We start from the raw sequence: 20,280 nt of genomic DNA, 5'->3' as shown, positions 1-20,280 counted from the left end.
CACCCTTTCATATTTAGTTAGTTACATAGGTTATACGTATGTCTTCGTCTATTTGTTTCATCCTTATCGTACCATGTTCCCCGCCAAAAATATAATAATCGACCATCTGAAAAGAAGCAACGGGAAACCCTTTGTCTCGTTCTATTTTTAGTGATAGGCTAACAGTAAAGACCATCAACATAAAGAGGGATACGATGATACGACCATTTAGACCAGCGGACAAAGATTACATTATTCAGTCACATTACGAGTTATATAACAGAGAATTTCAATATGACTTATCGTTTCGTGATTTTATTGCAGACAGTGTAACGGGGTTTATGGACAGGTCCAATCGTCGAGAAAACATTTGGATCCTAGAGATTAACGGCAAACAAAAAGGCTCAATTAGTATAAAAGAGGCGAGCGATGAGACAGCACAACTCGGTTTGTTTCTCCTTGACCCTTCCACAAGAGGGTGTGGCTACGGACAGGAGTTGCTAGAAACAGCGATTGCGTTTTGTAAGGAAACAAGCTTTGAGAACATCATTCTGTGGACAAATAGTGATCACAAAGCGGCACGAAAGCTCTATCAACGAAATGGATTTGAACTTACAGAAACAAGAGTTCGACTGTTGTCAAATAAACAACTAACCGAAGAGCAATGGGCGCGGCCCCTCTCGTTTCGCTAATTGTGTGAATAGACAACTTGCCTTAATAAAAGAAGGTCAATCAACAATGCATGTAATGCCATTGTGATTGACCTTCTTCTTATGCACTTACGATAAGCGCTTGCCTGCTTTGTTCGATGAAGCCCACTTCCGTTGATGACCGCTGCGCCGTCCGTCGCGGCCCCGTTTTTGCCCCCAAGGGCGACGATCGCGATCATTATGACGGCGGCCATCACGGCCCCCATTTCCGTGGCGCTTTTTCGTACGCAGTGGCGCTTCGCTTGTAAGTTTCACTGGCGTTTGGTCAGGTTCTTTCGTTAACAACTTCAACGCTGCCGCTAAGGCCGTGACTGCATCTGTTTCTTGAAGCAGTTCTTTGGCTGCTACTCGGTAGCTGTCTTGCTCGCCCTTTGCAGCCAATTCACGAAGTTCGTTTAAAGTTGACTGTTTTTGACCTTCAAGCGCTTCCTCATATGTCGGCTTCGGCCGCTGAGTCATCCGTCTTTTCGAGACACTTTCAATCAATTTGACGTGCTCACGCTCTGGTTTTGTCGCAAGCGTAATCGCAATGCCAGAACGGCCAGCTCGTCCAGTACGGCCGATACGATGGACGTAGCTTTCTGGGTCTTGAGGCAAATCAAAGTTAAAGACGTGTGTAACGCCGCTAATATCAAGGCCACGTGCTGCAACGTCGGTAGCAACGAGGACATCGATTAAACCCTCTTTAAATTTGCGCAAGACGCTGTTACGTTTGGCTTGGTTTAAATCGCCATGCAACCCTTCAGCCCGGTAACCTCGTTTAATAAGAGCTTCCGCTAGCTCATCGACGCGCCGTTTAGTCCGTCCGAACACAATGGAAAGATCAGGCGTCTCTAGATCAATTAGGCGGCAGAGCACATCAAATTTTTCCCGTTCATGGACTTCAATAAACTGCTGGGCAATGTTTTCCATTGTAACTTCTTTTGCTTTCACAGCTATCCGTGTTGGGTTTTTCATAAACTTGCTGGCAAGAGATTCCATCCGCTTTGGCATTGTTGCTGAAAAAAGCAATGTTTGCCGTGTTTCTTGAGGTGTCTCCGCCAAAATCGTTTCAATGTCCTCGATAAAACCCATGTTCAACATTTCGTCCGCCTCATCCAATACGACCGTCTCAATCGATTCAAGGCGTATTGTTTTACGACGCATATGGTCAAGCAAACGCCCAGGTGTAGCAACAATAATGTGTGGGCGCTGTTTCAAAGAACGGATTTGTTTGCCAAAGTCTTCACCGCCGTATACGACGGTTGTGCGTACTCCTTTGACACGTCCAAATTGACGCAATGCCTGCTCGACTTGGTTGGCAAGCTCCCTCGTTGGCGCCAATACAAGACCTTGGACAAGAGAATTGCTAGGGTCTATGCGATTGACTAATGGAATGCCAAACGCACCTGTTTTGCCAGTGCCTGTCTGGGCTTGGCCAATCACATCTTTGCCTGCGAGTACGAGCTCAATCGTCTCTTGTTGGATTGGCGTGGCTTCCGTAAAGCCGATATTCGTTACTGCTTGGACGACAGAAGCATCCAAGCCAAATTGTTCAAAATTTGCCAAGTGATAAAAACTCCCTATATATAGATTGAACGCCTTTCGTACTTAGAAAAGGCTGCCTGGATGCAAAAAGCCAGTCGCTAGGCTCGCTTTCAACATCGAGACAGCCTTATGATCAATTGCTTTCTTACATAGACGCACTATCGCTAAGCGCATACCGCACAAAAGGCGCTCCGTTGTTCTCAAAAAAATATCATACCATAAACAGAATATGGATGCAAGAGTAGTGAAGACAACAAGAAGGGCGGCTTAAGCGATTGCCACCCAAAAAAACGATTTGATCACATGCTACTGCGCTTTTGTCGTTTCGAGAAAATCACGAAACTCATCTTCTGTATGGTCGCCGACAATCCGGTTGACTTCCTTGCCGTCTTCAAAGTAAATAAGCGTTGGCGTATATTCAATGCCATAAGCGGAATCATCGTACTCTAGCACATTGAATTGGTCAATATGGATGTCTTCTTCTCCGGCAACATCCATTAATTTTGGTGTTGCTTTCTTGCAATACTGGCAAGTAGGAGAGAAAAAGTAAACAACTGCATCTTCTCCCGCTTCAAGTTTTTCGGCCAATGCATCAGGCATAATAATGTTTTGGTAATTTTCATCGTTCAGCTGGTCAATTGTTGCCGCGTTTAAGTCATCTTTATCATACAGGTCGTTATTTGCTACACGGTTGTTGTTATTAACGGTTTGAATAATGATGAGTACAATGAACAGCGCTAATACGCCTGCGCCAATAATCAGTAACTTCTTCATACGTCTGTCTCACTCCTAGCGGTTTCGGATGATATACATGCTTGTTAAAAAAATCATCAAGAAGGCAGTTCCAGCAAGAAAAGGAATCGTTATAAAGCCAAGCCAATTAATATATTCTCCTGTACATGGGACGGACCCGCACCCTAAAACAGTGCCTTCCTGGACTGGAAGTTTTTGAATCGAATAATGGTAAGCCGATATGCAGAAGCCAATGCCAGCAAGAACAGCAGAATAAATCGCGGCACTTGAGTCTTTGCGAATGATGCCAATCGCTAAAAGGACAACTAGAGGATACATTAAAATCCGCTGATACCAGCAAAGAGCGCAAGGTTCAAACTGGCGAATTTCAGAGAAATACAGCGAGCCAAGCATTGCGATCAAGGCCGTCACCCATGCGAATAAAAGGCCGTTTTCAACTTGTTTTTTCACAGCGTCTCCTTTCTCAAACTCACTTTCTATTTCTTTTCTTAAAGAGTAGCTCAGACAAGCCAATGTTGCAAATGGCGAATTTCGCAAAACTAAAAATAGCCCTTTTTGCTCATAAAATCTTGGAAACATGACCATAGTGATAACAGACAAGAAAATGGAGGACGAAAAAATGAGTGAACAACAATTAAATTTAGGATCTGTTTGGCAAAAAGTAGATTTCCCTAACTTCCCCGCTTTACAAGAAGATATCGAAGTCGATGTCGCCATTGCCGGTGGCGGTTTGACCGGGATCACGACCGCTTATTTGCTAACAGAAGCAGGCAAAAAGGTCGCCGTACTAGATGCAACTAAAATTGGTGGTGGCACAACTGGTCATACAACTGCAAAGATCACAGCCCAACATGATGTGATTTACCATGAATTATTGAGCCATATCGGCAAAGAGCAAACGAAGCTTTATTACAAAGCGCAAGATGAAGCGATTAGCTGGATGCGCAATCTCGTCAACAATCATAACATTGAGTGTGATTTTCACGACGAAGACCACTATCTTTATGCAACTACTCACCATGGGGAGCATAAACTCAAGCGGGAATTAGAAGCCTACAAACAGCTCGACATTCCAGGGGAGTGGCTTACGTCTCTGCCTATTTCCTTGGAAATTCGCGCTGCCCTTAAATTAAGGGGCCAAGCGCGATTTCACCCACTGCATTATATGGCTTATTTATGCCAAAAAATAAGCGAAAAAGGCGGCCTGATTTACGAAAACACCGTTTGTGAAAAAGTCGTTCAAGGCAATGATAAACGCCCGGCCATTCAAACGAGGGGCGGAGCGACAGTAACGGCTAAAAAAGTCGTCTCGGCAACACACTTCCCATTTGTGGACGGCGGCGGCCTGTACATGACACGTTTGCGGGCAGATCGATCCTACGTCATTGCTGGTACATGCGCAAAACCTTGGCCTGGCGGCATGTATTTAAGCGTAGACCAAACAAGCCGTTCTCTTCGCAGCGCCACAATAAACGGCGAAGAAATGATTTTAGTTGGCGGAGAAGGGCATAAAGCGGGGCAAGGGATGAATGCGCTCAAACATTACGATGCAATCAAACAATTCGCGACCAAAACGTTAGAAGGATTTACACAAGAAGAACAATGGTCGGCACAAGACTTGATTACACTTGACAAAGTCCCTTATATCGGAGAATTGTCCGCCCTCCGACCGGATGTGCTCATTGCTACAGGATTCAGGAAATGGGGCATGACCAATTCGGCTGTGGCAGCACACGTCTTGTGCGATTTAATTGTGGACGGCAACAGCTTATACAGCCAATTATTTAAGCCATCACGGTTCCATGCCGATCCAAGCATCCGTTCCTTTTTAAAAGAAAATGCAGACGTGGCTAAACATTTGATCCGTGGAAAACTACATCAGGATATTGAACATGTTGAGGAACTTGAAGCTGGGGAGGGAGCCGTTATTGACAAAGACGGCGAACGAGTAGGCGCCTACCGCGATAAAGACGGGACACTCCACCTCGTCGATACAACGTGCACCCACATGGGCTGTGAAGTAAATTGGAACCACGCAGACAATACATGGGATTGTCCATGTCATGGCTCACGTTTTTCTTATACAGGCGATGTCATTGAAGGGCCTGCCAAAAAACCACTTGGAAAAAAAGAATAGAAGCCATTTAAGGGATGCCTCCCTTAAATGGCTTTTTTACGTTCATCATCCTTTTAACGACGATGAAGCATGCTTTCGATCCGCTTCATTTGCCATTGTAATTGCTTCATCTCGCGCTCCATGTTTTCCACTTTCCTTTGCATACTAGACTGGTTTTCTGTGCTTTGCCCGTCTCTCCCATTATTCCTTGGCTCAGTAAAACCAACTGGCGGCTGTTGCGGAAACGGCGTCTCCAATTCCTCCTCCACTTCAGTTTCTGCTTTTCGCGCTTCCTCTCTGGCAATTGTTAAGCCGACAAGATCCATCGCCGTCGCAATTCCGCCAAGAATCGCAGCATAGTAAATCAGATCTTCAGCAAATCGAAGCGTTTCTTCTGAACGCCTTGCTTCCTCTTCCCTTAATTGTTCATCCCTTTCTGGCATTTGCCCTCACCTGCCCACTTGGCAATAAATCCAACACATTACATTCAAGTATATGAACAAGGCATAGGAACTATGCTTTAGTAAGGAACCGTTCGCTGTTTAAAAATTGAAACCTTTTCCAAAAGCACTTCGTATATCATTATAAATAAAGAATAGAAAGGAGGGCAGCTCATGGAGCTAGATACGCTGTATCTGACGGTTTTGCTTGTAAGCGGAGGTGTAACGATCATTTATGTCCTGCTTTCAGATATTTTTGATAGCATTGCCATTTTTGACAGTTGGCTTTCACCGGCATTTGTGCTATCGACCATTAGTTTTTTTAGTGCAAGTGCATACTTACTGGAAAAGTTTTCGCCCTTATCCAGCGTGGTTAGCGCAGGCATTAGTCTAGTCGTCGCCTCTATGCTTGCCATTTTATTTAACTTATTTATTTTAACTCCGCTACAGCATACGGAGGAATCGACGGCATACAGCGAGGAAGATCTAGAAGGGGAGTACGGCGAAATCATTCTCTCGATCCCTGCGGAAGGCTTTGGCGAAATCGTCGTTCGCCTCGACAGCGGCACCATTGCCAAAACGGCCACAAGCATGGACGGGAAACCGATTTCCGCAGGGGCAACGGCGGTCATTATGAAAATCGAAAACAATATCGCTTACGTCTCAGAATTAACAGATCCATTACTTGATTAATTGGAGGTATATAATGGCAGTAGAAATCATGATTATTATTGGAATTGTCCTTGTTATTCTTGCTGTGCTTGTTGGCGTGTTCGTAACTCGCTACAGAACAGCAGGCCCTGATGAAGCATTGATTGTCACAGGCAGTTACCTTGGCGGCAAAAATGTGAACATGGATGAGGCTGGGAACCGCATTAAAATTGTCAGAGGCGGCGGAACATTCGTCATGCCTGTATTCCAGCAAGCAAAACCACTTTCACTCTTGTCGAGCAAACTCGACGTACAAACACCAGAAGTTTATACCGAACAAGGCGTGCCTGTCATCGCCGACGGTACCGCCATCATTAAAATTGGCGGCTCCATTGGCGAAATTGCGACAGCAGCAGAACAGTTCCTCGGCAAAACTCGGGATGACCGGGAACAAGAAGCAAAAGAAGTACTTGAAGGGCATCTTCGCTCGATTCTAGGTTCGATGACTGTCGAAGAAATTTATAAAAACCGCGAACGGTTTTCACAAGAAGTGCAAAAAGTTGCTTCTCAAGACCTGGCCAAAATGGGACTTGTGATTGTATCATTTACGATTAAAGATTTACGGGATACCAACGGCTACTTAGAATCACTCGGAAAACCGCGCATTGCCCAAGTGAAGCGTGATGCAGACATTGCCACTGCTGAAGCCGATAAAGAAACGCGCATCCGCCAGGCAAACGCCAATATGGAGGCGCAGCGTTCCGAGATTGAACGTGCCACTGAAATTGCTGAGGCAGAAAAGAATAACCAATTGAAAGTAGCTGCGTACCGCAGCGAGCAAGAACAAGCAAAAGCGCAAGCGGACCAAGCCTACCACTTACAAGAAGCCCGTTCAAAACAAGAGGTAACGGAACAGCAAATGCAAATCCAAATCATTGAACGGCAAAAGCAAATCGAGCTTGAAGAAAAAGAAATTGCCCGCCGCGAACGGCAGTATGACGCAGAAGTGAAGAAAAAAGCAGACGCCGACCGTTATTCCGTCGAGCAAGCGGCAGCCGCCCAAAAAAGCAGGCAATTCGCTGAAGCAGACGCCGACAAATACCGTGTCGAAGCAATGGCGAAAGCGGAAGCAGAACGTATCCGCGTAGACGGCCTGGCCGAAGCGGAAGCAGAACGAGCACGTGGGGAAGCCGAAGCAGAAGTCATTCGCCTTAAAGGTCTTGCAGAAGCGGAAGCAAAAGAAAAAATTGCCGAAGCGTTTGAAAAATACGGAGAGGCTGCTAAACTTAGCATGTTAATCGAAATGCTCCCTGATTACGCTCGCGAAGTAGCAGCACCGCTCGCGAACATCGATAAGATTACCGTTGTCGATACCGGCGCAGGCGGCCAAGGGAGCGGCGCTAACAAAGTAACTGGCTACGCAACTGATTTAATGGCTGGCCTCCAAGAATCATTAAAAGCATCTAGCGGCATTGATGTAAAAGAGCTAGTTGAAAACTTATCGAAGAAATAAACACTCCTTCCATTGGTTTGAATGCTTTAGGGATTTACGCACCATAAAAAGCAACAACGAAAGCTTGCCGGCGACTCCCTCTTGAGAATACCGGCAAGCTTTTTAGTGATAAGAATTTATTGGCCTTTTCGTTAAAAAACAGCTGCCCTTTCTTTCAAGGGCAACCGTTTTCTTGAATGGATTAAGCTCCATGACAACGTTACGCTGTTAAAATCAGCGGCTTATCTTTGGTAATGACAATCGTGTGCTCAAACTGTGCAGCGTAGTGATTGTCCGGCAGCAGCAGCCCCCAACCGTCAGCACCCTCATCTACAAATTCCGCTCCGTCCGATACAAAAGTTTCCACTGCGAGCACCAGTCCGTTCGTGAGCAACCTGTTGTCTCGTGGATCATAGTAATTCAAAATGCCGTCTGGCATCTCATGCAACTTGCGGCCAATGCCGTGCCCGGCCAAATTGCGGATTACAGTGAAGCCATCTTTGCGAGCCTCGTTGTGAATCGCCCGTCCGATGCCACTGATCTTCGTACCCGCCCTGGCCTTCTTAAGGCCCTGCTGCAGCGCACGAAGCGAGCTCTGACATAGCTTTTCCTTGTGCGGCGAACGAGATCCTACCACTGTCGTTGCCCCGGTGTCAGCATAATATCCGCCCAGCTCCGCCGACACATCAATATTAACGACATCCCCTTCCTTCAGCACCCGCGGGCCTGGGATGCCATGGGCAGCTACCTCATTTACAGAGATACAAGTTGTTCCCGGAAAACCATAGGTAATATAAGGCGCGGAGACAGCTCCATGCTCATCCAGCACCCTTTCGCCGATGCGGTCAAGCTCTGCCGTCGTAATTCCAGCCCGGACAGAGGACAACATCTCTTCACGGGCCATTGCCACAATACGGCCAATCTTCTGTAGAGCGATGAGATCGTGTTCTGATTCGATGGACACGTTTTAACCTCCAGTATTTGTCATTTAACTCAAATTTACTTCCAGTATACTCGAAAAAGAGCCTTATGTCCCTCTGGGCGTTTCATTTGGGTTCTTCGTATCTGCTTGTTTAATGAGGTGGCAGCTGCATTAACAAAGGAAGAGGCGCCGTCGGCGTCCTCTTCCTTTAATAATGCTATTCCCGGCTTAAAAACCAACTGGATTAAATCCCTAGTGCTGCTTTCATTATTTTCGGCACTTCGGTGTTGTCGATCGTGCCGCTAAACCGTTCTGCCCCGGCGCCGTAAGCGTACAATGGCACATCAATCCCTGTATGATCTAACGACGACCAGGCTACGCCTGCTTTTTCACTGATGGCCATATTGATCGCTAATTCCAGTGAGTCGCTTTCTTTCAGTTGATCTAGTTCTTCTTCTGTCCATTCAAAATCCGTGTATGTTTCAAGCACTTCTTTTAAGTTGCTATAATTCCGTTCGACTTCAGCAGCCATATCGCTGCCCAATGCAGAGACACTATGAAGCTTAGACGGATCTCCCTCCTCCGAGGCATGGACGGCCATCCCACCTGTATCATGATCACCGACCATGACGACGAGCGTCTCGCCATTTTCATCGGCAAAATCGACCGCCGCTTCGACTGCTTCTTCAAAAGCGGCCGTATCCGTCATGGCGTAATAGGCGTCATTGGCGTGTCCAGCCCAGTCAATTTGGCTGCCTTCTACCATTAAGAAAAACCCATTGTCCTCTTTTGATAAGAACTCAATTGCTTTTTCGGTCATTTCCCCTAAACTAGGCTCGTCGGTCCGTTTATTAGCTGCCGGCGACAGCGCTTCTTCAGCAAACAAGCCAAGCAGGCGATCCTCTTCGCCATTCCAGTTCGCTAATTGCCGCGCTGTCTCTACAAATGCAAACCCTTTTTCTTCTGCTTCGCTTATTAAATCAACGCCATCTTCGCGAATACCGCCTTGGTCTTCAGGCACAAATTCCGTCCGGCCACCGCCAAGCATTAAATCGATATGATCGTTTGCGACCATTTGCGAGGCGATTTCTGTGTAGCTGTTCCGTGACTCTACGCTAACAGCAAAAGCGGCAGGCGTCGCGTGTGTAATCGTTGATGTCGCCACAAGTCCTGTGCGCTTGCCGTTTTCTTTCGCCGAGTCAAGAATTGTCGACAATGTTTGTCCATCAGGGGTTACGCCGATCATGCCATTATTCGTTTTTTCCCCGGTTGCTAAAGCAGTGCCTGCTGCGGCTGAATCGGTCACTTCTGCATTTGCCGAGTGCGTTTGCACGAAGGCGCGCAGCATGTTGCGTTCGTCCCAAATAGGCTCGCCATCTTCCTTGTATAAACGGTAATTGTTTGTATAGCCTTGCGAAAAGCCATCAGGAATTAAAAAGATGACATTTTTGGCTTGTCCACTGCTAGGCTGATTGCCGCCTTCTCCTACTTCCCCACTGTCTGATGCAAATGCTGCCGTGTAGGTCGCTCCAAGACACACGATCCCAACCAGCCCTGCCACTGCCAATTTCTTTGAACGTTTCATGCTTTTCGCCTCCCATTAGGGTAAGAATAATCTCCATTTGTAAGTATAAAGGCCCGTTGTAAAGCAACCGCAAATAAACCGTTAACATTCGTAAAGATTGGCTAAAGAGACGAGGCAGTGGTTGAACTATGTAAAAACAGAAGTACAACAAAGCCCGCATGCTTTTTCGCTGCATACGGGCTTAATATTTATCAAATCACGAGTCGTCGCCTTTTCCGAGGCCTAGCTTAGCAAGCTGGTCGGCAAGCGCTGAATTCGCAAACTGGTCTTGCTTGTTTTGCTTCTTCATATAGTTCTGCACTTCTCGTTTTGATACGTTTTTATGTTTGTTTTGTTTGCGCCGTTGTTCAAATTGCGCCTTTTTCTCGCGGTGGCCGCAAACACACGCAAACACTTGGCCTTCGCCTTCACCGCGAAGTTCAAGTTTCTTTTTGCATTTTGGACAGCGTGCATTTGTCGTCATTGCAATGTTTTTTCGATAACCGCATTCCCGATCTTGGCATACACGCATTTTGCCCTTTTTGCCATTTACTTCGAGGAGGAATTTGCCGCATTCAGGGCATTTTTCCCCTGTTTTGTTGTCATGGCGGAAAGTGGCTGTGTCAGCTTTCACTTGGGCGACAACGGCTTTGGCGTATTCCTTCATTTCTGCAATAAACGCTTGTTTTTGTTCTTTGCCTTGGACAATCTTTTCGAGCCGTTGCTCCCATTCTGCTGTAAGTGCCGGCGACTTCAATTCAGCCGGAACAAGCTCAAGCAGCTGCTTGCCTTTTGAAGTGATATATAAATCTTTGCCTTTCTTTTCAATGTAGAAGCTAGAGAAAAGCTTTTCAATAATATCGGCCCGCGTCGCTACTGTCCCAATTCCCCCAGCTTGTGCAAGCGTCTTTTTAATCGTCTCATCTTTCGCTTCCATATGCTGGGCAGGTTTTTCCATCGCCGCTAATAACGTACCCTCATTAAAACGAGGCGGTGGGCTAGTTTTGCCTTGTGTCATGCCTACAAATTTAACAGCCTTTTTATCGCCTTTGCTCATAGCTGGCAACAAACGAGCCAACGCTTCGTCTTCCTCACCTGTTTCCTGTCCGCGCCAGCCAGCAGACACAAGGCGTTCGCCTTTGGCCCGGAGCAGCTCTCCGTTTGCCGTCGCTTCTACTGACGTTAACTCTGATTCACTTGGTGGGAAAAAGTTTGCCAGAAAACGGCGTACAATTAAATGATACAGCTTTGTTTCCTTGTCGCTCATTGCGCTTGCGCTCTGAGGTTGTTCCGTTGGAATGAGCGCGTGATGGTCCGACACTTTTGCATCGTTGACCATTTGCCGTTTTGCATTAGCAAGCCCTTGTTTTTTGGCGTTTGCTACCATTTTGCGGAAAGGCTGGACATCGACGGCATGGAGGCGTTCTTTCAACGTTTCGACTAGATCAGAAGAAAGATAGCGCGAATCTGTGCGCGGATACGTAATCGCTTTATGTTGTTCATACAAACGTTGCAAAGCAGCAAGCGTTTCTTTAGCCGAATAGCCAAAGCGCTTGTTTGCCTCGCGCTGCAGTTCCGTTAAGTCGTAAAGAGGCGGTGGAGGCGTCCTTTTTGTTTTTGCGTTGATAGAATCAATGACAACGGCAGACTGCTGCAGCTTCTCTTGCAGCATGTTCGCCCGCTTTTCGTCAAAAATCCGTTCCTCTTTTGAGCGCCTGTCCGCCCAGCGGAATGTGACACCGTCTTTCGTTTCGACCGAAATGGTGTGGTACGGTTTTGGCACAAACTTGCGGATCGCTTCCTCCCGGTCAGCTAGAATGGCAAGTGTAGGCGTCTGCACACGGCCGCAGGACAGCTGGGCGTTATGCTTCGTCGTCAATGCCCTTGTTCCGTTAATTCCGACGTACCAATCTGCCTCGGCTCTTGCTGCTGCTGCAGCGTATAACGTTTCGTAACGTTTGCCGTCTTTCAGTTGTTTAAATCCATCTTTAATGGCTTTATCCGTAACGGACGAAATCCATAATCGTTTTACAGGTTTTTTGACATGGGCTTTCTCCAAAATCCAGCGGGCGACGAGCTCCCCTTCGCGTCCGGCATCAGTCGCAATTACGACCTCTCCTACATCTTGGCGGTTTAATACGTGCTTAACAGCATGGAACTGTTTCGCTGTTTGTTTGATAACGACAAGTTCCAGGCGTTTTGGCAACATCGGCAGTTCTTCTAGCTTCCAGGTTTTATACTGCTTGCCGTAATGCTCAGGATCTGCGTGTGTTACTAAATGGCCAAGCGCCCACGTGATAATATAGCCGTTTCCTTCCAAATAACCGTTTCCTTTTTGATTGCATCCAAGAACCCTGGCAATGTCCCGGGCTACAGACGGCTTTTCGGCTAATACTGCTTTTTTCTTCATTCAATCACTCCTTGCCCGTTATTCTGATGATGAGCACTTTTAAATATTGTCCTTGAGGATAGGCCGGCGAAGTGGCAAAATCCTCTGGAAGCCGCTGTTCTTCAAGCAGTTCATAGCGGCAGTTTTTGGCTGTGCATGCCTGTTCTACAAATTGTTTAAAACGCTTCAATTCAACGTTGGCAGCATTGGTGGAGGCCACAATAATACCGTTTGGCGCTGTTACCGACAGCGCCTTCTCCAACAAAAGCGTGTAGTCTTTTGCCGCGCTGAATGTCCGTTTTTTTGAACGGGCAAAGCTAGGCGGGTCAAGGACTACCAAATCAAACTCAAGCCGATTTTTTTCAGCGTAGGATAGATAGCGAAATGCGTCCATGACGACAATATGCTGATCTTCAACGGCAATGCCATTAATTAAAAATTGTTCTTCTGTTTTCGGACGGCTCCTGTTGGCAAGGTCAACGCTTGTCGTGTTAGCTGCCCCGCCAAGCGCAGCGGCGACAGAAAAAGCACCTGTATAGGAAAAAAGGTTTAACATCCGTGCTCCAGGCGCGTATTGGTCACGAATCCGTTTTCTTACGTGGCGCTGGTCGAGAAAAATACCCGTCATCGGTCCATCATTTAAATAAACAGCGAAATACATGCCATTTTCTTTAACAAGCAAAGGAAACTGGCCTCGCTCGCCACAAACGAAATCGTCATCTTCGACATATTGGCCTTCACTAGCAAAACGTTTCTTCTCATAGATGCCTTTGTAGGCCGTACACGCAGTAAGCGCCTCAAGAACTTGGCTGCGAAATGAATAAATGCCTTTGCTGTACCACGTTACTACAAAAAACCCTTCATAATAGTCAATCGTAAGTCCGCCGACTCCGTCTCCTTCCCCATTTAAAACACGGAATGCGGTTGTCTCTTCATTGACAAAAAGCCCAGCCCTTTTGTTTAAAGCCGTTTCAATTTTCCCCTTAAAAAAACGGGCGTCAATCGGCTCATTTTTGTTAGTGGAAAGCACCCAGCCTTGGCCGACATTCTGTTTTCCGTAATAGCCACGCGCCAAAAAACGGCCGCCACCATCTGTAACGCGAAGAATCATCCCCTCGCGGACGTCAGCAGGCAAGTGAAAATCATCTTTATGGAAAAGGGGGTATCCCCTTTTTAATCGAACAGCTACTTTATCACTAACCGTAACGGTTTGCTCGTAGGCTTTCATTTGCTCACCTCTTTTAAGTAGTATAACATAGACAAAATTGATAAGCTGTTTGAGAGGGAAGGCTTCTGACTAATTGGCTTTGTCGACTTCAGTTAAGGCCAATCAATGGAATGAAGCGCTCTTCCTTTCGGCGGACACTAATCTTACTACCAGAACGACGTCTCCTTTTAAAAATTGACCATTTTTCAAAAAAAGTCCTGTTTTCTCTTTCTACGCTACATCACTGCCAAGCTTGCTGTTATACTAAAGGAAAGAGTAAGGAGGGCACGTATGTTCAAATGGATTAGTTATATAGAAGGCATCTCGTTGCTGCTATTGCTGTTTGTAGCAATGCCACTAAAATATTTTGCGGGTATTCCTGAAGCGGTAAGCATTGTCGGGATGGCACATGGCGTTTTGTTTATTGTTTATATGCTGTTTGTCGCTTCCTATTTTTTCAGCCGCGCTTGGTCATTTAAAACTGCGCTGTTGGCAAGCATCGCCTCCGTTATTCCATTCGGCCCGTTTGTGTTTGATAGCCGAATTTTAAAACAACAGCGTCCTCCAGCTTTATAGCATTTTTGCTTTCCTACGTTTTAAGATTTTGAGAGCGGGGTAAGCAAAAAACAGGGAGGCGATACAACATGAAACCTGTTTATAAAGAATTTTTTAATGATGAAGAAGTTGTCCAAGCAGTCAATGCCCTGAAAGCAAAGAACGTATCCGAAGACGACATTTATGTCATCACTCACGACGACGACCGGACAGAGCGTGTGGCCGATAATGCCGACGCTAACAAAATCAGTGCAGCTGAGACCGGGTTAGGCACTGCACTTAAAAATACGTTCCGGAAAAAGGGCGATGAGCTTCGGGCCAAATTTGAAGAAATTGGCTTTACTGCAGATGAAGCTGAACAATTGGAAGAGCGTCTTGACCAAGGCAAAGTGATTGTCGCTGTAACGAATCAAGACGCCCAGTTTACCTTTTAAGCTCTTAAAAGGCCGTCCTCTGCATGGAGGGCGGTTTTTTACATAAACATACCAATAACAGAAAAGGAGGAGCGTGCCTTGAGCGATCAACTGAAAAAACAATTTTTAGAATGGTTTCTGAACAAACACCATTTGAAGCATCGCGATGCACGAGATTTGCTTCTCCACATCAAATCAACACCTCACTTGCTTCAACATTTGTATTTTACCGAAAAACGACGTCCTCGGGCCCGTACGCTCATCGTTGCCAGCACTCAATCGGATGAGCCTGGATTTGTGTACTACTATGGAGCAAAAAAGACAGAAAGTGTCGCAAAAGCGTGGGACGACATCGTCACAAACCCATCTGCTCCCTTTTATTTAATTGTCCATTTTTATGGGCGGAATTTAAACCACCTTTATCGACAGTTGCTTGATACACCCCTATCCCGCCCTTACAAAACATATAAACAATTTCAAATGTATGAGCAGGAAACGAAACAGTTTCTCGACTACGTATCAGAGGCTAATCAAATCAATCGCCTTCGGGCTGCCATCGATAAAGCACTCGATGAACGCAATCATGAAGAGTTTGCCCGATTGACGCGGAAACTCCGGCAACTGCAAGAAAACCACCAACGCCCCTCGTAATAGCTTTTCGCCTAAAAACACAAAACAGCCCAGACCTCATTGTCCAAAAAAGTCTGGGCTTCCTTCTCTTATTGTGCTCTCGTTGTCTCCTCAGGCCGTACCCATCTTGAGACAAGCCCATGCGATGGGGAACAAATAAAACTAACAAGAAACACAGCGCCGGTCATTAACGCCATCGAACCTGAAATCGAACTATCTAGCCAGACAGCGACATAATAGCCGAGAATAGCCGACAACGCACCAAAGGCAGCACTTAAAACGAGCATGATCGATAAGCGGTTGGTCCATAAGTAGGCAGAAGCAGCCGGTGTAATGAGCATAGCCACAACCATAATCGCCCCAACGGCATCAAACGAAGCGACTGTCGTAATTGAGACAAGCGTCATAAATAGATAGTGAAGCAACATCACAGGAAAACCGAGGCTTACGGCCAATGCTGGATCAAAAGAGGTGATTTTCCATTCTTTGTAGAAAGCGAGCACAAAAAACAAAACGATCGCCAACACAAGCAGCAACGTGGCTGTAGCCACAGGAATCTCAAAGCCAAAGAGCGTCAATCGATTCCAAGGAATAAAAGCAATCTCTCCCATTAAGGCATGCTTAATATCAAGGTGGACATTGCCTACAGCCGTTGATATTAAAATGACCCCTAGAGCGAATAGCGACGTAAACACAACGCCAATTGAAGCGTCATGTTCGACCCCTTTGGAATGGAACCATTGAACAAGAAATGTGGTCAATATCCCTGCGCCAATCGCGCCAATGAGCATATGAACGCCTTCTAAGCTTTGGGTAATGAGAAATGCGATGACAATGCCAAGCAAAACGGTATGACTGATGGCGTCGGCCATCATCGCCATCCGCCGCAAAATTAAATAGGCGCCGACGATGCCGCATGTAATGCCAACGAGGGCTCCGGTTATTAGAATCCACCCTTCATACGAAATCATGGCTGCCCGCCCCCTTCTGCTGCAATCCGCTTTGCTTCCTCATCATGTTGGGCCCGCGCATCCCGTTGCTGCTTTTTGAATTCGATTCGTTCAGTAAGCAAACCTTTTTCTTTTCCAAATACAAGGGAAACGAGGAAAAAGGCTGTTGCCGAAAGAACAATGAACGGGCCAGTAGGCCAGCCCGCTCCTTGAGCGCTAATAAACGTGCCAAATGCGCCAGAAAAACCGCCAAAAACAGCAGAGAGGACCATCATCCCCTTAAAGGAATGGGTCCAATAACGGGCGCTAACAGCAGGGATGATTAAAAGAGCAGCCATTAAAATCACTCCGACGGCTTGTATGCCGATTACAATCGTCGTAACGAGTCCAAACACGTAGAGCCCATTCATAACAGGTACTGGCAGCCCCAGCCCTTTGGCAAAATCAGCATCAAACAAATAGAGTTTCCACTCTTTAAAGGCAATCACAATTAGCAAAATAACCGCTGCCGCCAGCGCCGCCATTGTGTACACGTCTTGGCGCACCATGCTCGCCGCCTGGCCAAAAATAAATGTATCAAGTCCGCTTTGGTTGCCGCCAGCAGTGCGGTTAACAATCGTTAACAACACAATCCCGCCGCCAAAAAAGACGGACAAAATAATGCCCATTGCCGCATCTTCCTTTATACGTGTCGCAGACCGGATCGCATAAATGAGCCAAGCGCCTAGTAAGGCACTTAAAGCGGCGCCGACAATCAAAAACAGCAACTGTTTCTCTTGAATGATCATAAAGGCAATGACAACGCCTGGCAATGCTGCGTGAGACAAAGCATCGCTCATTAAGCTTTGCTTTTTCCAGTAAGCTAGCGTGCCGAACATGCCTGATGCGACACCGAGCAAAATCGCACTAACGAGGACCCATTGAAAGTTAATGGATGATAGCACTGACATTGCGCCCATCCCCTTTCATGAAGTGGATCGCGCCGCCGTATGTTTTTTCAATATTAGCAGCGGTATACACTTCTTCCGTCGGCCCATGGGCAATAACCGTCTTGTTTAGAAAAAGCACGTGGTCAAAATAATCAGCCACTGTCTGTAAATCATGGTGAACGACAAGAACCGTTTTTCCTTCTTTACGCAACTCTTTTAATATCGCCATAATTGCTCGTTCTGTAGCAGCATCAACTCCAGCAAGTGGCTCATCCATAAAATAGAGATCAGCCTCTTGTACGAGGGCACGCGCTAAAAACACACGTTGCTGCTGCCCGCCAGATAGCTGGCTAATTTGCCGATTTGCGTACTCAGTCATCCCGACTTTTTCAAGTGCTTGCATTGCTTGTTCCCGATGTTTTTTTTGCGGCCATTTCAGCCAGCCAATCCGGCCATACAGACCCATCAGCACAACATCTAGAGCGTTTGTCGGAAAATCCCAATCAACTGAGCCTCGCTGTGGAACGTAACCAATCCGCGTTTTTACTTTTTTAAGGGGTTCGCCGAAAAAAGTTACGTCTCCTGACAAGTAAGGGTGCAATTGGAGCACCGTTTTGATTAACGTCGACTTTCCTGCTCCGTTTGGCCCCACAATGCCCGTCAATGTACCTGGGGCGATTTCAAATGAGACATTTTGCAACACCGTGTTTTTTCGGTAAGCAGCGCTAAGCTGCCGGACTTCAATTACATTCATGTTCTGTTCATCTCCTGTTGGTGCGCTCCGCCACTAATCCGCCATCATTTAATTAGTCTTGGCCGCCTCCATTCATAAGCGCATCATAAATGGTTTCGACATTGTGTCGGTACATCCCAATATATGTGCCTTCCTCTGTCCCTGCTTCTCCCATTGCGTCAGAATAAAGCGTGCCCCCTAATTCAATATCAACGCCAGCTTCTCCAGCGCCTTCAATCACAGCCTGTATCGAAGAATCATTGACACTGCTTTCTACAAATACAGCAGGCACTTGCTTTTCAACAATTGTATCAATCGTTGATTGAATATCAGAAATGCCAACCTCGTCTTCTGTGCTTAAACCTTGCAAGCCGACCACTTCTATGTTATTCATACGCCCAAAATATTGGAACGCGTCATGGGCTGTTACTAAAATCCGCTGCTCTTCAGGAATTTCGCCTAACTTCTCGACCGAAAATGTATATAGCTCATCTAACTCTGCAAAATAATCTTGCTTGTTTTGTTCAAAATAATCGGCTTCGCTTGGCGCTATTTCCTTTAATTGTTCAACGGCGGCGTCAATCGCCTGTTGCCACATGTTTACGTCAAACCAAATATGCGGGTCTGTCGCCGAAGCGTCCTCTTCATCATCTAGCAATTCACTTTCCGCCACTTCTTCGCCAATCGCCAGTGCAGGTACATCCACATTGGCAAATACGTCAGACATTTGTGCTTCTAAATGAAGGCCATTATAGAAAATGACATCCGCATTACCAATCGTTTGCAAATCACTTTGCGATGCCTCATATAAATGGGGGTCTACCCCAGGCCCCATAATCGTTTTTACTTCCACAAAATCGCCGCCAATTCTTTCTAATGGCTCGCCAATTTGGGCAATCGTGGCGACGACTTGAATGGGGTCGTCCTCACTTGGCTCGACTTCTCCTCCTGCTCCATTTGAACACCCTGTTGCAGCAAGTAAAACAACCGCTGCACTTATTGAACTTATACCCCATATGTTCTTTTTCAATGACATATCCCCCTTTAGCCATATTCTCCATTCATTACTTTATGCATAAATACAGGACACTTTCCTGTCCACAATAAAGTTTCTCTAATGCAACTTTAATAACCAATGCCAACTTTGTCAAGACTCATAGACAAAAAATATTCACAACAAGCAACAAGCGAACCGAGGCCTTTTTCTGTTCTTCTGCATAGCGTGCGTCTAGTTTAGCGTTATCATACTTGCCAGTAAAAAGCGTTCACACCGTTTCTGCGACAACATTAACGAGCCTGACCCATCTTCAGGTTTCACATAAAATAAAAAAAGAGCCGTCTTAAGGGCGCTCATAAATGCCTCAGACAACTCCATAACAATTATATCCGTTTTTCTTTAATTGGTTCAAATTCCAATAAATACTTAATACGTGAAAGGCTTTGAAGCAACTGGACGAACAACGCCTCTTTAAAACATCTCGTTTTCCATTAAAGCTTGTTTTGACAAATGTTTAATGGGAACCTGATTTCTCCTCTGCTTTCCGCTTTTCCTTCTGTTGCGGCAATACGACCCAGCGCTGAATAGCAGCGGCAACGCCATCATTGGTGTTTGTTGCTGTAATCCAATCAGCTTTCCTCTTTACAGCCTCTTGGGCATTGCCCATGGCGATTCCAAGGCCTGCCTCGGTAATCATAGCAATGTCATTTAAACTGTCGCCAACAGCCATGACGTTTTGCAACGAAATGCCTAAGTCGTCGCATACTTTCTTTAACGCAAACGCTTTGTTAATGCCTAGGGCATTGATTTCGATATTGGTTGGGCTTGAATTGGTTATCTCTGTAATGGCGCGCAGCTGGAGCTCAGCGATAATCGCTTTGCGCACTTCATCATCTTCTGTATCAAACCCGAACTTTAGCCACTCGTGGCCATGCCTGTCATCGGGCAACTTGCCGCGGAATATCGATTCCCTTGAAGCGCCCCATACATGAACGCCATGCTTCTCCGTTAGTTCGTATATGTGGTCAACCGCCTCTGGCGGCACCAAACTCGTATTAAAAACACTCCCTTCACAGTCATAAATCTCACCGCCATTAGCGGTCACTAAGAAAGACTTCAACCCAAGCGATGTGGCATACTTCCCGCAACTTGCTAATGTCCTGCCTGTTGCCAACACAACATGAACACCTAATTCCTGGGCTTCTGCAATCGCCTCACGATTGCCTTCCGAAATTTCGTGATTGTCATCCAGCAGTGTCCCATCCATATCAAGGGCGATTAACTGAATGTGCGGTCCTATTTGTTGGTCCATACGAATATGTC

The 20,280-nt window shown here is 46.3% G+C and carries 20 protein-coding genes; 7 read left to right on the top strand and 13 right to left on the bottom strand.

The window, feature by feature from the left end; all coding sequences use genetic code 11:
• The first annotated feature begins 194 nt into the window (after window positions 1-194).
• Window positions 195-671 (top strand): GNAT family N-acetyltransferase, encoded by a 477-nt coding sequence (locus BC8716_RS07550; RefSeq protein ID WP_094424564.1) that lies wholly within the window; start codon window positions 195-197, stop codon window positions 669-671.
• Between the two features lie 87 nt (window positions 672-758).
• On the opposite strand, the gene cshA is transcribed toward BC8716_RS07550, so the two are convergent.
• The 3 genes from cshA to BC8716_RS07535 all read right to left on the bottom strand — a co-directional run bounded on the left by cshA (window position 759) and on the right by BC8716_RS07535 (window position 3,419).
• On the bottom strand, window positions 759-2,237 hold the full coding sequence (gene cshA / locus BC8716_RS07545) for a degradosome RNA helicase CshA (protein ID WP_094424563.1): 1,479 nt from the start codon (window positions 2,235-2,237) through the stop codon (window positions 759-761).
• Between the two features lie 285 nt (window positions 2,238-2,522).
• The gene (locus tag BC8716_RS07540) at window positions 2,523-2,990 is read right to left on the bottom strand and encodes a thioredoxin family protein (protein ID WP_094424562.1); all 468 of its coding nucleotides are present in this window, start codon (window positions 2,988-2,990) and stop codon (window positions 2,523-2,525) included.
• Window positions 2,991-3,005: 15 nt separating this feature from the next.
• Window positions 3,006-3,419 (bottom strand): disulfide formation protein C, encoded by a 414-nt coding sequence (locus BC8716_RS07535; RefSeq protein ID WP_094424561.1) that lies wholly within the window; start codon window positions 3,417-3,419, stop codon window positions 3,006-3,008.
• Window positions 3,420-3,588: 169 nt separating this feature from the next.
• On the opposite strand from BC8716_RS07535, the gene BC8716_RS07530 reads away from it, so the two are divergent.
• Window positions 3,589-5,106 (top strand): FAD-dependent oxidoreductase, encoded by a 1,518-nt coding sequence (locus tag BC8716_RS07530; protein ID WP_094424560.1) that lies wholly within the window; start codon window positions 3,589-3,591, stop codon window positions 5,104-5,106.
• A gap of 53 nt (window positions 5,107-5,159) precedes the next feature.
• On the opposite strand, the gene BC8716_RS07525 is transcribed toward BC8716_RS07530, so the two are convergent.
• Entirely contained in the window at window positions 5,160-5,528 is a 369-nt protein-coding gene (locus BC8716_RS07525) for a hypothetical protein (protein WP_094424559.1), read from the bottom strand.
• A gap of 171 nt (window positions 5,529-5,699) precedes the next feature.
• Between BC8716_RS07525 and BC8716_RS07520 the strand changes: the two genes are divergently transcribed.
• Window positions 5,700-6,218 carry an NfeD family membrane protein gene (locus BC8716_RS07520; protein WP_094424558.1) on the top strand — a complete coding sequence of 173 codons (519 nt, stop codon included), beginning with the start codon at window positions 5,700-5,702 and terminating at the stop codon, window positions 6,216-6,218.
• A gap of 13 nt (window positions 6,219-6,231) precedes the next feature.
• Window positions 6,232-7,689, top strand: coding sequence for a flotillin lipid rafts scaffold protein FloT (gene floT, locus BC8716_RS07515; protein ID WP_094424557.1), 1,458 nt, complete (start codon window positions 6,232-6,234; stop codon window positions 7,687-7,689).
• Window positions 7,690-7,888: 199 nt separating this feature from the next.
• Here floT and map read toward each other — a convergent pair whose 3' ends face one another.
• The 4 genes from map to BC8716_RS07495 all read right to left on the bottom strand — a co-directional run bounded on the left by map (window position 7,889) and on the right by BC8716_RS07495 (window position 13,771).
• On the bottom strand, window positions 7,889-8,632 hold the full coding sequence (gene map, locus BC8716_RS07510) for a type I methionyl aminopeptidase (protein ID WP_094424556.1): 744 nt from the start codon (window positions 8,630-8,632) through the stop codon (window positions 7,889-7,891).
• Between the two features lie 202 nt (window positions 8,633-8,834).
• Window positions 8,835-10,175: an alkaline phosphatase gene (locus BC8716_RS07505; RefSeq protein ID WP_094424555.1), complete on the bottom strand. Its 1,341-nt coding sequence runs from the start codon at window positions 10,173-10,175 to the stop codon at window positions 8,835-8,837.
• Window positions 10,176-10,371: 196 nt separating this feature from the next.
• Window positions 10,372-12,564: a DNA topoisomerase III gene (locus BC8716_RS07500; RefSeq protein WP_094424554.1), complete on the bottom strand. Its 2,193-nt coding sequence runs from the start codon at window positions 12,562-12,564 to the stop codon at window positions 10,372-10,374.
• Between the two features lie 4 nt (window positions 12,565-12,568).
• Complete coding sequence (locus BC8716_RS07495; RefSeq protein WP_094424553.1) at window positions 12,569-13,771, bottom strand: class I SAM-dependent rRNA methyltransferase; 1,203 nt, start codon at window positions 13,769-13,771, stop codon at window positions 12,569-12,571.
• A gap of 270 nt (window positions 13,772-14,041) precedes the next feature.
• Here BC8716_RS07495 and BC8716_RS07490 point away from each other — a divergent pair, with 270 nt between their 5' ends.
• The 3 genes from BC8716_RS07490 to BC8716_RS07480 all read left to right on the top strand — a co-directional run bounded on the left by BC8716_RS07490 (window position 14,042) and on the right by BC8716_RS07480 (window position 15,369).
• Window positions 14,042-14,326: a DUF3817 domain-containing protein gene (locus tag BC8716_RS07490; RefSeq protein WP_094424552.1), complete on the top strand. Its 285-nt coding sequence runs from the start codon at window positions 14,042-14,044 to the stop codon at window positions 14,324-14,326.
• A gap of 68 nt (window positions 14,327-14,394) precedes the next feature.
• Complete coding sequence (locus tag BC8716_RS07485; protein WP_094424551.1) at window positions 14,395-14,739, top strand: YflT domain-containing protein; 345 nt, start codon at window positions 14,395-14,397, stop codon at window positions 14,737-14,739.
• 78 nt (window positions 14,740-14,817) lie between these two features.
• Window positions 14,818-15,369: a YpiB family protein gene (locus BC8716_RS07480; RefSeq protein ID WP_157730371.1), complete on the top strand. Its 552-nt coding sequence runs from the start codon at window positions 14,818-14,820 to the stop codon at window positions 15,367-15,369.
• Window positions 15,370-15,437: 68 nt separating this feature from the next.
• On the opposite strand, the gene BC8716_RS07475 is transcribed toward BC8716_RS07480, so the two are convergent.
• From BC8716_RS07475 to BC8716_RS07455, 5 genes are all read right to left on the bottom strand, one after another.
• On the bottom strand, window positions 15,438-16,316 hold the full coding sequence (locus BC8716_RS07475; RefSeq protein ID WP_157730525.1) for a metal ABC transporter permease: 879 nt from the start codon (window positions 16,314-16,316) through the stop codon (window positions 15,438-15,440).
• Window positions 16,316-17,248 carry a metal ABC transporter permease gene (locus BC8716_RS07470; RefSeq protein WP_094424548.1) on the bottom strand — a complete coding sequence of 311 codons (933 nt, stop codon included), beginning with the start codon at window positions 17,246-17,248 and terminating at the stop codon, window positions 16,316-16,318. Before BC8716_RS07470 ends, BC8716_RS07475 begins: the two co-directional genes overlap by 1 nt.
• Window positions 17,226-17,981 carry a metal ABC transporter ATP-binding protein gene (locus tag BC8716_RS07465; protein WP_094424547.1) on the bottom strand — a complete coding sequence of 252 codons (756 nt, stop codon included), beginning with the start codon at window positions 17,979-17,981 and terminating at the stop codon, window positions 17,226-17,228. Before BC8716_RS07465 ends, BC8716_RS07470 begins: the two co-directional genes overlap by 23 nt.
• A 52-nt stretch (window positions 17,982-18,033) precedes the next feature.
• Window positions 18,034-18,996 (bottom strand): metal ABC transporter solute-binding protein, Zn/Mn family, encoded by a 963-nt coding sequence (locus tag BC8716_RS07460; RefSeq protein WP_094424546.1) that lies wholly within the window; start codon window positions 18,994-18,996, stop codon window positions 18,034-18,036.
• Window positions 18,997-19,471: 475 nt separating this feature from the next.
• Complete coding sequence (locus BC8716_RS07455) at window positions 19,472-20,269, bottom strand: Cof-type HAD-IIB family hydrolase (RefSeq protein ID WP_094424545.1); 798 nt, start codon at window positions 20,267-20,269, stop codon at window positions 19,472-19,474.
• Window positions 20,270-20,280 lie beyond the last annotated feature (11 nt).

Origin of the sequence: Shouchella clausii (assembly GCF_002250115.1) — a bacterium.
In the GTDB taxonomy this organism is placed as follows: domain Bacteria; phylum Bacillota; class Bacilli; order Bacillales; family Bacillaceae_D; genus Shouchella; species Shouchella clausii.
The sequence above is the reverse complement of the archived record's forward strand: the minus strand, read 5'-3'. Positions and strand labels throughout refer to the sequence as shown.